Source organism: Leucobacter sp. MMO-125 (assembly GCF_037148395.1).
Taxonomy (GTDB): Bacteria; Actinomycetota; Actinomycetes; order Actinomycetales; family Microbacteriaceae; genus Leucobacter.
Window position 1 is genome coordinate 212,750 of the sequence record NZ_JBBCTL010000002.1, and the last position, 15,268, is coordinate 228,017.

The window sequence follows — 15,268 nt, forward strand, 5'->3', positions numbered from 1 at the left end:
ACAGCACTGCGCGCATCATCAACCCCCGTGCGCGCTCAGCACAGCCTTCCTCTTCGCGCATCACCTGCCGATTCATAGACTCAACACGAGCATGCCTCCGGCGCCATCCTCGGCGCATCGGCAACGCAGCCATCCCGAGAGGAAACCACCATGACCGCCCCAGCAGTCCCCACCGAAGCGCCGCACGACGCGGGTCTCAGCCGCCGCACACTCGGCGTGCCCGCGATCACCCTGATGATCATCGCGGCCTCAGCGCCGCTCACCGTCGTCGCCGGCGGCGTCACCACCTCCTTCGCCGTGACCGGTTCGCTTGGCGTGCCGCTCGGCTTCCTGCTCATCGCCGTCATCCTCACGGTCTTTGCCGTCGGATACACCGCCATGGGCCGCTTCATCACCAACGCAGGCGCCTTCTACGCCTACATCTCACGCGGCCTCGGCCGCCCCATCGGCGTCGGCGCCTCACTCATCGCCCTCGTCGCCTACAACGCCATGCAGGTCGGCATCTACGGGCTGTTCGGATTCCAGCTCTCCATGTTCCTCGAAGCAAAGTTCGGCTTCGCCTCACCCTGGTGGCTGTGGATCCTGCTCTGCATCGTCGTCGTCGGCGTGCTCGGCGTCAACCGCGTCGACCTCTCAGCCAAAGTGCTCGGCGTGCTCGTGGGCCTCGAGTTCCTCGTTGTCATCATCTTCGACATCGTCTCCCTGAATGTCGCCCCCGAAGGCGTGTCAGCCGCGACCCTTGACCCCACTCAGCTCTTCGGCCCGGCACTCGGCATCATCCTCGTCTTCGGCGTCGCCGCCTTCATGGGCTTCGAAGGCGCCGCCATCTACGGCGAAGAGGCAAAAGACCCCAAGCGCACCGTACCCCGCGCCACCTACGCGGCCGTCGCCATCATCGGCGTCTTCTACGCATTCAGCGCCTGGGCATTCTCCGTCGGCATCGGCCCGTCGAGCATCGTCGGCGCCTCGCAGGAGTTCGGCCCCGACCTCATGTTCGTCTTCATGGGCGAACACACCAGCGTCATCTTCGCCGACATCATGACGCTGCTGTTCATCACCAGCCTCTTCGCGGCGCTGCAGTCGTTCCACAATGCCGTTGCGCGCTACTTCTTCTCGCTCGGCCGCGAAGGCGTGCTCCCCTCCTGGTTCGCGCACACCAGCAAGCACGGCGCCCCCTGGGCCGGATCGGTCGCACAGACCATCATCGCGGTCATCATCGTGGCAGGCTTCGCCCTCGCCGGCGACGCCTTCGGGGCCGCAGAAGCGATGTTCGGCGAGATGGCGTTCCTCTACCCCGTGCTCACCATGTTCACCTGGCTCACCAATACGGGCGCCGCAGCACTCGTGCTGCTCATGGCCATCATTGCCGCAGCAGTCATCGGATTCTTCCGTCGCGACCGCCGCGGGCTGAGCATCTGGACCACCGTCGTCGCCCCCATCATCTCGGGCCTCGCACTGCTCTGGGTGTTCATCATGATCCTCGCGAACTTCCAGCTCATGCTGAGCCAGGAACAACCTGACGCCACCACCTTCATCCTGCCCGGCCTCATCTTCGCGGCAGGCATCATCGGCATCGTGTGGGGCCTCGTGCTCCGCTCGCGCAAACCCGAGGTGTACCAGCGAATCGGCCACGGCACCGAACCGGGCGCCTACGGCACCGAGGCGATCGTCGTCGTCGACGAGCACTAACCGCACCACGCAGGAACGGCTGAGGGCCCGGGAGCGATGCTCCCGGGCCCTCAGCCGTTACTGGCGCGTTTTTCCTTACGCCGCGCCTTCGAACATGCTGGTCACAGAGCCGTCCTCGAAGACCTCGTGGATCGCCTTCGCGAGCAGCGGGGCAATCGGCAGCACCGTCAGCTTGTCGAACTGCTTCTCCGGGCCGACGGGCAGCGTGTCGGTCACCACAACCTGGTCGATGAAATCCTGTGACAGGTGCTCGGTCGCGCGACCCGAGAAGATCGCGTGCGTGCAGGCAATGGTGACACCCTTCGCACCGTTCGCCTTCAGCGCCTCCGCAGCCTTCGCAATCGTTCCGCCGGTGTCGATCATGTCATCGACAACCACGCACCAGCGATCCTTCACCTCGCCCACGATCTCGTGCACCGAGACCTGGTTCGGCACGAGCGGATCGCGGCGCTTGTGAATGATCGCGAGCGGCGCATCCAGCTTGTCGCTCCACACATCAGCGACACGCACGCGGCCCATATCGGGCGACACGACGGTGAGATCGTCGCGGTCGATGGTGCGCTTGAAGTGGTCGAGCAGCACCGGCATCGCGAAGAGGTGATCGACCGGGCCGTCGAAGAAGCCCTGAATCTGCGGCGCGTGCAAGTCAACAGACATGATGCGGTCAGCACCCGCAGCCTTGAACAGGTCGGCGACGAGGCGCGCCGAGATGGGCTCGCGGCCGCGGCCCTTCTTGTCCTGGCGCGAGTACGGGTAGAACGGCGCCACCACGGTGATGCGCTTCGCAGAAGCCCGCTTCAGCGCGTCGACCATGATGAGCTGCTCCATAAGCCACTCGTTGATCGGATTGGTGTGCGACTGGATCACGAACGCGTCGGCGCCGCGCACGCTCTCGTCGAAGCGCGCATACAGCTCACCGTTCGCGAAGGTGCGCGCGTCGGTCGGAACGAGCTCGGCGCCGAGTTCGGCGGCAACCTGCTCGGCGAGCTCGGGGTAGGCCCGGCCCGTGATGAGGACGAGCTTCTTCTGCCCCGCCATCTCGATCTTGCTCATGTACTACTTCCCGCCGTTCTTCGCAGTGTTCGATCGTTCCGCCGCTTCCGCGGTGCTCGTGCCGGGCCGATGCTCGGCTACCCACCCCTCGATGTTGCGCTGCGGCGCCACATTCAGCGCCAGCGCCCCTGAGGGGACGTTCTTCCGCACGACCGTGCCAGCAGCCGTGTACGTGCCATCTTCAATGGTAACTGGCGCGATCAGCACATTCTTCGAGCCGATCCGCACCCCATCGCCCACAACGGCCTGGTGCTTCTGCACGCCATCGTAATTGGCGAAGATCGTGCCGGCGCCCACATTGCTGTCCGAACCGATCACGGCATCGCCAACATAGCTGAGATGCGGCACCTTGCTACCGTCACCGATCTTCGCGTTCTTCGTCTCAACGAACGCGCCGATCTTGCCACCAGCGCCAAGCTCAGAACCCGGGCGGATGTACGCAAAGGGGCCGACGCTGGCACCGGGGCCGAACACAGCCAGTGTGGCCTCGCTGCGACGGATATGCGCCCCCTCGCCCACCTCGCAGTCGACAAGCGTGGTGTCCGGGCCGATCACCGCACCGGCCGAAATCGTCGTGGCCCCCTGCAAAAACGTGCCGGGAAGAATCTCGGTGTCAGCCGCAATCGACACATCGGCGTCGATCCAGGTGGTAGCCGGATCCTGAATCGTGACTCCGTTTCGCTGGTGCTCGCGCACGATACGACGGTTCAGCTCGCGGCCGGCCTCGGAGAGCTGCGCCCTGTCGTTCACTCCCGCGATGATCCACGGATCATCAGTGGCGACGGCCTCGACAGTGCCGCCCCCGGACAGGATCCGAGCTGCAGCGTCAGTGAGGTACTTCTCGCCCTGGGCATTGTTCGTGTCGATCTGCGCAAGCGCCGACTCGAGCGCACGACGCTCGAACACGTAAATACCGCCATTGATCTCGGTGACGCGGCGCTGCGCCTCCGTGGCGTCCTTCTCCTCAACGATCCCGGTGACCGCACCATCCGCGTCGCGCAGAATCCGGCCGAGACCCGTCGGGTTCTCGAAGATCGCCGAGAGCATCGTCATCGCCCGACCCCCATCGAGGTGCCCACGCACCAGACGATCGAGCGTGGCCGCATCGATCAGTGGCACATCCCCCGAGAGCACCACAACCGAGCCCTCGAAGTGCTCCGGCAGCGCAGCGAGCGCCTGCTCAACCGCACGACCGGTGCCCGGAACCGCGTCCTGATCGACAATCACCGTGTCCGGCGCATGATCGAGGATCGCCTCCGCAACCCGATCACGGTCGTGACGCACCACGGCAAGGATCTGCTGCGGCGTCAAAGCTGCCGCAGTGTCGAGCACATGCGCGATCAGCGAGCGACCGCCGATCCGATGCAGCACCTTCGGCAACGACGACTTCATCCGTGTCCCCTGCCCCGCGGCGAGGATCACAACGGCGAGCGAGCGTTCTGACATGGTGTGTCTCCTTCAATCCCGGATTCGGAACCGGTCGGGCAGGTTCCTTTCCATGCTTCACATCGAAACACCGCTCCCAACACACAGAGAAGCTTCGCTTCCCTGCACATCGCCTGCGCTTGTGAGCGCAGAACGGAGCAGTATTTCAATGCTCCGCATCGAAATACCGCTCCCAACATACAGAGAAGCTTCGCTTCCCTGCACGTCGCTTGCGCTTGTGAGCGCAAGACGGAGCAGTATTTCAATGCTCCGCATCGAAATACCGCTCCGCCCCTAGGATTCGAACCTAGACCTAACAGCTCCAAAGGCTGTCGTGCTGCCATTACACCAAGGCGGATCGCACCGAAACCGGCACCGTACAAGTCTGCCAGATCATACGCCTCCCCGTGGCCGCGACCGGGCCACTCGGCCCCCCGACCACCACATTCACCTCCCCCGGCACCCTCTGCGCTACCCGGAAATCGGGGCGCACCTCACGAAGCTCAGCTATTGAACCCGGATAATGGAGGGATGAAGCACGAGGACGAGGTCGATCGGATCATCGCAGACTGGACCCGAGCACGCCCGGATCTCGATCTGGCGCCGCTCACGATCTTCTCGCGCCTGTGGCGTGTCACAAAGCACCTCGACCGCGCACGAGCACACGCCTTCGAACGATCCGGGCTCGCCTCCTGGGAGTTCGACGTGCTCGCCGTGCTGCGCCGCGGCGGCGAACCCTTCACGCAGAGCCCCAAAGTGCTCGTGCAGCAGACCATGGTCTCCAGCGGCACCATGACCAACCGCATCGACCGCATGGTCGAGCGCGATCTCGTGCGCCGCCTCACCGACCCCAACGACGGTCGCGGTGTGCTCGTCGAGATGACTTCACACGGTCTCACCCTCGTCGACGCCGCCATGACCCGCCTCAGCGACGCAGAGGAGCGCCTGCTCGGAGGGCTTGCCCGCTCCGAGCGTGATCGCCTCTCAGTGCTGCTACGCCGCCTCGCGCTCAGCGTCGACCGTTTCGAACCGGTCACCGGCCCGATCACCCTCCCCGAACTCGACGAGCCCACAACGCCCGGCAACTGACACGAGGGCCACCTCCCCGCAGGGAGACGACCCTCGCATCAGCACGCGGCCCGTGCACCCATACAACTACGCGGGCAGCTCGCCGTCCTCTGGCAGGGCGGGGGTCGAAACGGGTGGCTGTCGCAGCGTGCCCGATCCGCCACCCTCGAACGCAGTGGCGTACCCGAGCAGCGCCGGATCATCGTATGCCGCGCCCGCGAAGGTGAGACCGACAGGCATGCCGATATCGCTCATCACGCCCATCGCAACGGTGACCGTCGGAATACCGAGATGGCGCAGCGCGTAGTTGCCGTTCGAGAAGAACACGCCGTTCGACCAGGCGTGATCGGCGGCCTCAACGTCGCGCTCGGCGTTCTCGCGTGCCACGTCGGCGTTCGCGGGGAAGACCACGCCGTCGAAGTGATTCTCCCTGAGCCAGCGCTCGAACAGCTCCTCGCGCAGCTGCACGAGGGCGCGCAGACCATCGGCGAAGTCGCCGCGCTCGCGCGGATCCGGAATACCGCGCTTCGCGTAGGCCACGGTCTCGCGGTAGCGGTTCTCGTAGTCTTCGACCTCTTCGTAGCGGTCGGGCAACGTGCCGTGAGGCTGTGGGAAGATCTGGTCGGGGTCGACGACGGCGAGCTCAGGGATCGCGGGATCACCGTTGGCCTTCAGGAAGTCGTCCCAGCCGAAGGCGAGGAAGTCGGTGAACTCGGTCTCCATCCACCCTTCGGGCAGTACGCCGAGCGCACCGACGTTCTCCTGGCCGGGCCTGTCCCCTTCATACTGCTCGATAAGCGGGAAATCGGTCACCACGACCTCGGCGCCGAGCGCTTCGAGGCGAGCCTTCGCCTGCTCCCACAGCGCCAGCACGGAGGGGCGCACCGCGATCGGGAAGGCGGGATCCTGGCCGAGGTACATCTTCGGCGCTGCGAAGCGCTTGCCCGCGAGCGCCGAAGGATCGGCGACGTCGAGGTACGAGGCCGGGCGATGCTCGCTCGGCTTGGGCAGGGCGACGACGCTCTGGTTGCGCCAGAAATCGCCGCGCGTGATCGGATCGTCCTGCACCAGCACGTCGAGCAGGCGCAGCATGTCGGGCATCGAGCGGGTGTGTGGCACGACGACGTCGCGGGCGGGGAACAGCGGCCAGTTGCCGCGGATCGAGAGCACGCCCCAGCTCGGCGTGTAGGCGCACAGCCCGTTATTCGAGGCGGGGCTACGGCCGCTCGACACGGTTTCTTCACCCATGCCGAAGACGGCGAGGTTGGCCGCCGTCGACACGCCGGAACCGTTGGAGGATCCCGACGCGTAGGCGGCTGCGAGGTAGTCGCGGTTGTAGGGACTCTCGGCGCGGCCGTATACGCCGCGCTGCATACCGCCGTCGGCCATCGGGGGCATGTTGGTCTTGCCGATGAGCACGGCGCCGGCCTCGCGCAGCTTCGCGACCGAGAACGCATCCCACTGGGCGATGAGGTTCTGGAACGCGGGCGAGCCCGAGGCGACCGTCAGTCCCTCGACCATGTACGAATCTTTCACGGTGAACGGCACGCCTTCGAGCGCGCGCGCCTCGCCTGCGGCGTAACGGCGGTCCGACTCCGCGGCCTGGGCCAGCGCCTCGGGGTTCGGCACGACGACGGCGTGCAGCCCGTCAGCGCCGCTGTCGTAGGCGTCGATGCGGGCCAGGTAGCGTTCGGTGAGCCAGGTGCTCGTGATATCTCCGCGGCGCAGCGCGCCGAGCACATCGTCGATGCTCGCTTCGATCAGTTCGAACGCGTCGGTGCGATCGCTCATGGAACCCTCATCTCTCTGCTGGTGCGGCCTGTTCGGATGATTGCCGCGGTCGGCCATGCGCCGTATCCTGAAAATAGTTTCAGTTCTGGAAGGCCGGGTGTCAAGTACCCCGCGCCTCCCGCGCGGCGCACGGAGGGCAATCATGGCGAGCGACACCAGGGAGCGCATCATCGAGGCCTGCGAGCGCGTCATCGCCCGCGGTGGCCTGCGCGGCTTCCGCATGGGCGACGTCGCCCGCGAGGCCGGTGTCTCGATAGGGCTGCTCTCCTACCACTTCGGCGACAGAGACGGCCTGCTGCAGGCCGCTCTCCACCATGTGAACGAGAGCGCCGCACAGCGCGCGCAGGCAGGGGGCGGATCCGCAACCATCAACAATCCCGGCCCCGAAGCTGCCGTTGCAGCAGATGCCACCGGCCCCACCGCGCGCCTTGCCGCGCTGCTGTGCTCAGAGTTCGGCGACGAACCGCAGGTGCGAGCCGGGTCGACGGCGTGGAACGAACTGCGCGCCGCGGCCGTATTCGACCAGGAACAGGCCGCCGCCGTTACGCGCGCCACCGCCGACTGGCAGCGCGAGGTGCGGCGCTTGATCGTGGCTGCCGCCCCGCGCACCGACCCGGACGCCACCGCGCTGATCCTCACCGCCCTCGTCGAAGGCCTCTCCGGCCGCTGGCTCACCGGCCAGCTCTCCGCCGACGACGCACAGCGCACTGTCACCGTCGCCCTGCGAGCGCTGATCGGCGCAAACGATGACCCGCGCCGGAGCTAGAATCGGTCACACCCCACGGCCCGACCGAAAAGAGACGAGCATGACTGAGACCGCGACCCAAGCGCCGCACGAGGAACTCCAGCGAGGTCTCTCGAACCGACACCTGCAGCTCATCGCCATCGGCGGCGCCATCGGCACCGGCCTGTTCCTCGGCTCGGGCAAGGTGATCAGTCTCACCGGCCCCTCCGTGCTCTTCATCTACGCGGTCATCGGCTGCATGATGTTCTTCCTCATGCGCGCCCTCGGCGAGCTGCTGCTCTCCAATCTCAACTACAAAACCTTCGGCGACATCGCCAAAGACCTCATTGGCCCGTGGGCCGGGTACTTCGTGTCGTGGACGTACTGGATCACCTGGGTGGTGATCTGCGTGGCCGACATCATCGCGATCACCAGTTACGTCTCCTACATCAACGCCTCCATCCCCGCCTGGCTGCCCGCGCTTATCACGGCAGCAGTGCTCACCGTGCTCAACCTGCAGCCCGTCCGCTTCTTCGGCGAGTTCGAGTTCTGGTTCTCCATCATCAAGATCGTGGCCATTCTCGCCCTCATCGCGACGGGCATCGTGCTGCTCGTCACCGGCTTCGAGAACCCCGACACCGGCACCCGCTCCTCGCTCGCCCATCTGTGGGATCACGGCGGCATGTTCCCCTTCGGCGCGAGCGGCTTCCTGCTCGGTTTCCAGCTCGGCATCTTCTCGTTCATCGGCGTCGAACTCGTCGGCACCGCAGCCGCCGAAACCAAGGATCCGCAGCGCAATCTGCCGCGCGCCATCAACTCGATCGTGGTGCGCGTGCTCATCTTCTACATCGGCGCGCTCACCGTCATCATGGCCATCACCCCGTGGGACAAGCTTGACCCCGACCGCAGCCCGTTCGTCACCACCTTCGCCTACGCCGGCTTCGGTGCCGCGGCCTTCGCCATCAACCTGGTGGTGCTCACCTCGGCAGCGTCGAGCGCTAACTCCGGCTTCTACTCGGGCACCCGCATGATGCACGCGCTCGCCCACGACGGGCATGCACCGTCGCGCTTCGCCATCACCGACAGCCGCGGCGTGCCGCGCCGGGCCGTGTTCTTCTCGGCAGTGTTCGTGTTCTCGGCGGTGCCGATCCTACTGCTCGGCGAAAGCGTCATTGAGGCCTTCACCTTCGTCACCTCGGTTGCATCGACGTTCATCCTCTTCATCTGGAGCATGATCGCCATCAGCTTCATCATGTTCCTGCGCAAGCACCCGGAGCGGCACCAGGCGTCTTCGTTCAAAACGCCATTCCCGCGCATCGTGCCCTGGGTGGTGCTCGGCTTCTTTGCGTTCATCCTCGTCACCCTCGCACTCGCCGAGGATACGCGGCTCCCGCTGCTGTTCACGCCCGTCTGGTTCATCGTGCTCGGCGCGATGTGGGCGGTCACGAAGCGCCGCCTGATCCGCGAAGGACGGCCGCTCACCGCAGCGGTCGAACTGCCCGATCTCGGCGACAGCGCCAGGCACGGCGGCTGAGCTGCGGATCGACGGCTGCGGGCAGCCGCCTGCGGCCGCCGATCCGACTCGCTCACAGGAAATGTGCGGATCAGGCGAAGGCCGACACCCCCGTGATGTCGCGGCCGATGATGAGCGCCTGCACGGTTTCAGTGCCCTCGTAGGTGTGCAGCGCCTCGATGTCGGCGAAGTGGCGGCCCGCGCGGTTTTCAAGCAGGATGCCGTTGCCACCGAGCAGATCTCGGGCGTTCGCAACCATGTCACGGGCCGTGCGGGTAGCCGTGTACTTGCCGAGCGACGCGCCTGGCCCTGACAGCTCGCCCCGCTCCTCGGCCCGGGTCAGCGCCATCAGCAGCGTTTGCAGGCCGGTGAGCTGCGACAGCATCGCAGCGAGCCGCGACTGCACGATCTGCGAGGCAGCGAGGGGGCGGCCGAACTGCACGCGCTGCCCCGCATAGTGCACGGCGGTCTCATACACGGCGGTCGCCTGGCCGAGGGCACCCCAGGCCACGCCGAGGCGGGTGGCCTGCAGCACGCGAGCGGTGTCCTTGAAACTGCGGGCTCCGGGCAGCTTCGCGCTCATGGGCACGCGCACGCCGTCGAGCTCGATGTGCGCCTGCCAGATGGCCCGCAGCGACATCTTGCCCTCGATCGTGGTGGCGTTGTAGCCGGGTGCATCCTGCGGCACGATGAACCCCTGCACCTGCCCGTCATCGCCGCGCGCCCAAACGACGGCAATGCGGCCGACGCTGCCGGAGCCGATCCACTTCTTGTTGCCCGTAATCACATAGCCGTCTTCGATGGCCTCGGCGCGGGTCTCCAGACTCACCGAGTCTGAGCCGTGCGTGGGCTCCGTCAATGCGAAGGCACCGAGTTCAAGGCCGCGCGACATGGGTTCGAGCCATCGCTGGCGCTGCTCTTCAGAACCGCACTCCGCAATCGAACGGAGGGCCAGGCCGCCCTGCACGCCGACGATCGTGGCGATGGAGCCGTCGCCGCGCGACAGTTCCATCGTGGTGAGGCTCGCGGCGAGCAGGCTCTGCTCGGGGAAGCCGGGCACGTCGACGCCGTCGCGCAGCAGGTCGAGGTCTCCGAGGCGCTTCGCGAGATCGAGGGGGTACTCGGCGCGATCCCAGATGCCTGCGATCACGGGGCGCACCTCCTGCTGCACGAACTCGCGGGCGCGGTCGCGGTAGGCGAGGTCGTCGGCGGAGATGCCACGGAAGACGCCGGCCACGTCAGGGTCGATGGGCTCCCAGAGGTGGTACTCGGGCTCCTGTGTTCCGAGAGCGAGGGGCGAGGTGCGGTTCTGCGACATTGGGGATCCTCCCTGCGCCGTCGGGTCTGGCGTCGCTGCGATGGGCACGACGATTCGGCGCGTGCTTCGAGCATGACTGAGACGCAGTCCCATGTCAAGACGCTTCGCACAGATCATGACAGTCGCGCCCAATGAAAACTTGGCGACAATGATTGAAACCCAGTTCCAATTGCCCCAAACCGTGATACCTTCAGCGTATGCCAGCGAAGCCCCCGACCGTGCCAGCCGATCAGCAGAGTTCCGTCGCCGCGATCCGCCACCTTGCCGAGCGCGGCTACGAGGCCACCACCGCAGGCGACCTCGCCGATGCCGTCGGCATGAGCCGCAGCACCTTCTTCCGGCGCTTCGGCAGCAAAGACGATGTGATCTTCGCCGATCACGATCACGCGCTCGCCCAGCTCGCAGACTTCCTCGACGCGACAGAACTACAGCCCGGTGAGGCGCTTGTCGAAGGCACCGCCGATGTGCTGCGCCTGCTCGTGCGTGATCCCGAAGCCGCCCGACTGCGCTTCGAACTCATGCACGAGCGCCCGGCACTGCGCGACCGCGAGCTGGTGATCACCCACCGCTACGAACGCGTCTTCGCGCGCTACATCCGCCGCGTACAGCAGCCTGCCACCCCAGACTGGGTGGCGCCGTCGCTCGCAGCGTCACTCGTGGCGGTACACAATGCCGCGCTGCGCGACTGGCTGCGGGAGCGGATCACCGACGCCCCCCGCGCGGTGACGCGCGATCTGCACAGGCTCACCGCGCTCTACGAGCTCTGGCTTACGGCCGAGGGCGATCGGCAGCGGGTGCTCGTCGCGGTCTACGACGCCTCTGGCTCGCCCGACGCAGTGCTGGGCGCGGTCGCCGCACAGCTCGACCGCGAAGGCCGCTGAGCCTGGTAGTCCCCACACCCCGCCCCCTGGAGGACCGCCCCGGCAACGCCGCAGCGGTGTCGCGAGAGGCGGATTTTGCGTGTTCCCAGCGCCAGGAGCGCGCGTTTTTCTCCTCTCGGCGAGGGGCGCGACCCTGCAGCAAGACCCTCGGGCACTCAAGGCTTTCCGCGCATCCGGGTCAGCCGATCTGCTCGCCGAGTTCGAGCCAGCGCTCCTCAAGCATCGCGACCTCGTCTTCGAGCGCCGTGATCTTCGCCATCTCGACGTTCAGCAGCTGGTAGTCGGTCTGGTCGAGGTCGGCGAGGCCGTCACGCGACTTCGCGATGTCGGCCTGCAGGCGCTCCATCTTGCGTTCCACGGCAGAGAGCTCCTTCTGGGCGGCGCGCAGCTCGGCCCCGGTCAGCGCAGCCCCAGCACCAGCCGCGGCCGCAGACACGCCCGATCCTGCCGCGGCAGGCTCGGCAGCGCGATCCTGCGCCGCCCGCAGTTCGAGGTACTGATCCACCCCGCCGGGCAGGTGCCGCAGGTGCTTGTCGAGAATTGCGTACTGCTGATCGGTCACGCGCTCCAGGAAGTACCTATCGTGCGACACCACGATCAGTGTGCCGGGCCAGGAATCGAGCAGGTCTTCCATCGCGGCGAGCATGTCGGTGTCGAGGTCGTTCGTGGGCTCGTCGAGAATCAGCACGTTGGGCTGGTCGAGCAGGATCAGCAGCAGTTGCAGGCGCCGCTTCTGCCCGCCCGAGAGGTCCTTCACCGGGGTCGACAGCTGCGCGCTCGTGAAGCCCATGCGTTCGAGCATCTGCCCCGGGGTAAGTTCTTGAGCCTTTGACCCGCTGCCCACGGTGAAACTGGTGCGCAGACGGGCGATCACCACGCGCACGGGCTCGTTCAGGTGCTCGGCAAGCTCATCGAGGCGCTGGGTGAGGGTGGCGACCTTCACAGTCTTGCCGCGCTTCACCCTCCCCGAGGTGGGTTCGACATCGCCCGAGATGAGCCCCAGCAGCGTCGATTTGCCGGCACCATTCACTCCGAGAATGCCCGTGCGCTCGCCCGGGGCGAGCAGCCACTCGACGTCTTCCAGGATCACGCGATCGCCGTAGGAGACGCCTGCATCGTGCAGGTTCACCACATCTTTGCCGAGCCGCTGCACGGCCATCGACTGCAGCGAGACGCGGTCGCGGATCTCGGGCACGTCAGCGATGAGCTCATTCGCGGCGTCGATGCGGAACTTCGGCTTCGAGGTGCGCGCAGGGGCCCCGCGCCTCAGCCACGCCAGCTCCTTGCGGGCGAGGTTCTGCCGCTTCTGCTCGATGGACGCGGCCTGGCGGTCACGTTCCACCCGTTGCAGGATGTACGCGGCGTAGCCGCCCTCGAACGGTTCCACAATGCGATCATGCACCTCCCAGGTGGCGGTGCACACCTCGTCAAGGAACCAGCGGTCGTGCGTGACCACGAGCAGCGCGCCCTGACCGGCGGGCCAGCGCCGTTTCAGGTGCTCGGCGAGCCAGGCGATGCCTTCGACGTCGAGGTGGTTCGTGGGCTCGTCGAGGAAGAGGATCTCGAAGTCGCCGACCAGCAGCCTCGCCAGGGCGACGCGGCGGCGCTGCCCGCCCGAGAGCGCATCGACCGGCGCTTCCCAGTCGAGGTCGCCCACGAGCCCCGCGATCACGTCGCGCGTGCGCGGGTCTCCGGCCCACTCGTACTCGGGCCGCTCCCCCACGATCGCGTGTCCGACCGTCTCGCCTGCGTCGAACACGTCGGCCTGGTCGAGCACGCCGATCGTGGTGCCGCTGCGCACGGTGACTTGGCCGCCGTCGGGCTCGCGACGCCCGGCAAGCATCATGAGCAGGCTCGACTTGCCGTCGCCGTTGCGGCCGACGATGCCGATGCGGTCGCCTTCGGCGACTCCGAGCGTCACCGAGTCGAAGACGGTCTTGGTTGGAACTTCGAGGTGCAGGGCCTCAGCCCCCAGCAAATGAGCCATAACCCGTCCAGTCTAGTTCGCGGTGGGTCGGACGGCTCACGGATGCTGTGCCGGGGTGCGCCACTGGCATGCTCAGCGCCGCAAGCGGTCGCCTGTCACGCGGCCGGGATGCTCGCCTCGGCCTGGTCGCGCTCTTGCGCGATGGCTGTCGCGCCGAGCGCTCTGCGCTCACTGCGTGGCAGCCTGGCGAAGTCGCGGCGTGCACCGCCCCACCCCGTCGTCTCGGTGTACCAGACGAACTCGCCGCGCCGACCCCACGCGACAGCGCAGCAGAACAGCGCGAGCGTGACCCCATAGAGGAGGATGAACAGCAGCAGCTGCACGGCACTGATCACCGAGAGGGGCGGGGAATCCCATGCAGCGTGCAGCAGCATCGGGGCGAGGATCGCGGGAATCAGCAGCAGCCAACGGCCTCCGAGGCGCTGTTGCGTGCGCGAGAGGCAGTACGCGAGCACAGCCCCGGAGAACGCCGACCACAGGGCGTGCAGCGCGAAGCCGACGAGCAACCGCGCCAGGCCGATCCCCACCGTTTCGCCAATGTCGGTGCTCTGCAGCGCGTAGCAGAGGTTCTCGACGAGCTCGAAGCCCGCACCGACCAGGAAGCCGTACAGCACGCCGTCCATCACGGTGATCCGTCGCCCGTAGGCGAGCACCAGCACTACGAGAATGCCGAGGAAACGCAGCAGGTCCTCGTTGAGGGGCGCGCTGATCGAAGCCGACAGCGTAGTGAGGCCGTAGCGGTCGAGTGCGTCGGAGTTGACCGTGTTGAAGGCGCTGGCCGCCATAATCGCGAACGTCCCACCCCACAGCAGCGCTGCCAGGCGCAGGGAGAGCGGCTGACGGCGGAAGCGGGGTATCGCACGGATGAGCAGCCAGAGCACCGCTCCCTGTGCACCGACAAGCACTGTCGCCGCGGCGAGCCCCGCAACGCTCTCCGTGCGTCGCACGACATCGACGATCAGCAGCACGGCGCTCGGTACGGTGAGCACGAGCCACAGCCAGAATACGGGCTGCTGCGGCTGCCACAGCACGGGGCGACGCCGATGCCCGAGCGGGGATCGGGGCTGGGTGATGGCCATCGCTTCTGGGCTCATCAGTACACCTCCGCAGAGTCGAGAACGGCTGAGATGTCTGGCCGGATGGTGCCGGGCCTGCCGGCATCATCGAGCATCTCGACGTCGAAGCGCAGGCACACGTAAGGTGCGCGATCCGTGCACATCGCAAAGCTCTGCGTGAATCCGCCACCGACGTCGAGGTCGTACTCGAGCATACGAATCTCTCTTCCCTCACCATGCGGTGCCGAGGTGATGGGGAGGATCGCGGTGCCTGCGGGGCTGCTCGAACGCAGCAACGCATCCGCGTCGTCGGCTCCGAAGTGCAGGCTGGCCTCGAGTCGCACGTCTTGCGCGGCGGAGACGAACGAGGCAGAACTCGAAGGCTTTGCCTCCCCGCCACCATCCACGGCTTCGTCGCTCTCGCGCAGCCATCCCTCGGGGGCGATGAAGCCTCCGATACCGAAGGCGCCTTCGGCGTCGACGTTCAGCGCGACCCGCTCGAAGACACCGACGGTGCCATCGGCACGCTCAGGGGCGAGCACCTCGAGCGCGACGGGCACCGCCGTGATCGCGGCCAGCGTCGCGACGACCATCGAAAACGGCAGCCAGCCGGGCCGGGTCGCGCGGGTGCGCGGCAGCAGCGTCGTGTCTTCACTCATAGACACAACAATAGACACAAACTACTTTTAGTCACAATCCAAAAATAGCCATGCGGCACGATCTCGCCCGCCCGTCACGGGAACACCGCCTTTCGCTGGGGCCGA

At 66.7% G+C, this 15,268-nt stretch carries 12 protein-coding genes and 1 tRNA gene; 5 read left to right on the forward strand and 8 right to left on the reverse strand.

Annotated elements, in window-relative coordinates; genetic code table 11:
- Positions 1-150 precede the first annotated feature (150 nt).
- Positions 151-1,689, forward strand: a complete 1,539-nt coding sequence (locus WFI54_RS05710; RefSeq protein ID WP_336651832.1) for an APC family permease — start codon at positions 151-153, stop codon at positions 1,687-1,689.
- 75 nt (positions 1,690-1,764) lie between these two features.
- Here the strand turns inward: WFI54_RS05710 and WFI54_RS05715 are convergent, their stop codons facing one another.
- The 3 genes from WFI54_RS05715 to WFI54_RS05725 form a co-directional block, all read right to left on the reverse strand.
- Positions 1,765-2,742: a ribose-phosphate diphosphokinase gene (locus WFI54_RS05715; RefSeq protein WP_024355423.1), complete on the reverse strand. Its 978-nt coding sequence runs from the start codon at positions 2,740-2,742 to the stop codon at positions 1,765-1,767.
- A gap of 3 nt (positions 2,743-2,745) precedes the next feature.
- The gene (glmU, locus tag WFI54_RS05720; protein WP_336651833.1) at positions 2,746-4,188 is read right to left on the reverse strand and encodes a bifunctional UDP-N-acetylglucosamine diphosphorylase/glucosamine-1-phosphate N-acetyltransferase GlmU; all 1,443 of its coding nucleotides are present in this window, start codon (positions 4,186-4,188) and stop codon (positions 2,746-2,748) included.
- A 265-nt stretch (positions 4,189-4,453) separates the two neighbouring features.
- Positions 4,454-4,525 (reverse strand) — tRNA-Gln (locus WFI54_RS05725).
- A 173-nt stretch (positions 4,526-4,698) separates the two neighbouring features.
- Between WFI54_RS05725 and WFI54_RS05730 the strand changes: the two genes are divergently transcribed.
- Positions 4,699-5,256, forward strand: a complete 558-nt coding sequence (locus tag WFI54_RS05730; RefSeq protein ID WP_336651834.1) for a MarR family winged helix-turn-helix transcriptional regulator — start codon at positions 4,699-4,701, stop codon at positions 5,254-5,256.
- Between the two features lie 66 nt (positions 5,257-5,322).
- On the opposite strand, the gene WFI54_RS05735 is transcribed toward WFI54_RS05730, so the two are convergent.
- Entirely contained in the window at positions 5,323-7,026 is a 1,704-nt protein-coding gene (locus WFI54_RS05735) for an amidase (RefSeq protein ID WP_336651835.1), read from the reverse strand.
- Positions 7,027-7,168: 142 nt separating this feature from the next.
- On the opposite strand from WFI54_RS05735, the gene WFI54_RS05740 reads away from it, so the two are divergent.
- Together WFI54_RS05740 and WFI54_RS05745 are read left to right on the forward strand one after the other, a co-directional pair.
- Positions 7,169-7,792 (forward strand): TetR/AcrR family transcriptional regulator, encoded by a 624-nt coding sequence (locus WFI54_RS05740; protein WP_336651836.1) that lies wholly within the window; start codon positions 7,169-7,171, stop codon positions 7,790-7,792.
- A gap of 40 nt (positions 7,793-7,832) precedes the next feature.
- Positions 7,833-9,284, forward strand: a complete 1,452-nt coding sequence (locus WFI54_RS05745) for an amino acid permease (protein WP_336651837.1) — start codon at positions 7,833-7,835, stop codon at positions 9,282-9,284.
- A gap of 70 nt (positions 9,285-9,354) precedes the next feature.
- Here WFI54_RS05745 and WFI54_RS05750 read toward each other — a convergent pair whose 3' ends face one another.
- Complete coding sequence (locus tag WFI54_RS05750; RefSeq protein ID WP_336651838.1) at positions 9,355-10,581, reverse strand: acyl-CoA dehydrogenase family protein; 1,227 nt, start codon at positions 10,579-10,581, stop codon at positions 9,355-9,357.
- Between the two features lie 197 nt (positions 10,582-10,778).
- Here WFI54_RS05750 and WFI54_RS05755 point away from each other — a divergent pair, with 197 nt between their 5' ends.
- Positions 10,779-11,462 (forward strand): TetR/AcrR family transcriptional regulator, encoded by a 684-nt coding sequence (locus tag WFI54_RS05755; protein WP_336651839.1) that lies wholly within the window; start codon positions 10,779-10,781, stop codon positions 11,460-11,462.
- 178 nt (positions 11,463-11,640) lie between these two features.
- On the opposite strand, the gene WFI54_RS05760 is transcribed toward WFI54_RS05755, so the two are convergent.
- The 3 genes from WFI54_RS05760 to WFI54_RS05770 form a co-directional block, all read right to left on the reverse strand.
- Positions 11,641-13,449, reverse strand: coding sequence for an ABC-F family ATP-binding cassette domain-containing protein (locus WFI54_RS05760; RefSeq protein ID WP_336651840.1), 1,809 nt, complete (start codon positions 13,447-13,449; stop codon positions 11,641-11,643).
- 95 nt (positions 13,450-13,544) lie between these two features.
- Entirely contained in the window at positions 13,545-14,543 is a 999-nt protein-coding gene (locus WFI54_RS05765; RefSeq protein WP_336651841.1) for a PrsW family intramembrane metalloprotease, read from the reverse strand.
- Positions 14,543-15,163, reverse strand: a complete 621-nt coding sequence (locus WFI54_RS05770; RefSeq protein WP_336651842.1) for a hypothetical protein — start codon at positions 15,161-15,163, stop codon at positions 14,543-14,545. The genes WFI54_RS05765 and WFI54_RS05770 overlap by 1 nt, the downstream gene beginning before the upstream one ends.
- Between the last annotated feature and the right edge of the window lie 105 nt (positions 15,164-15,268).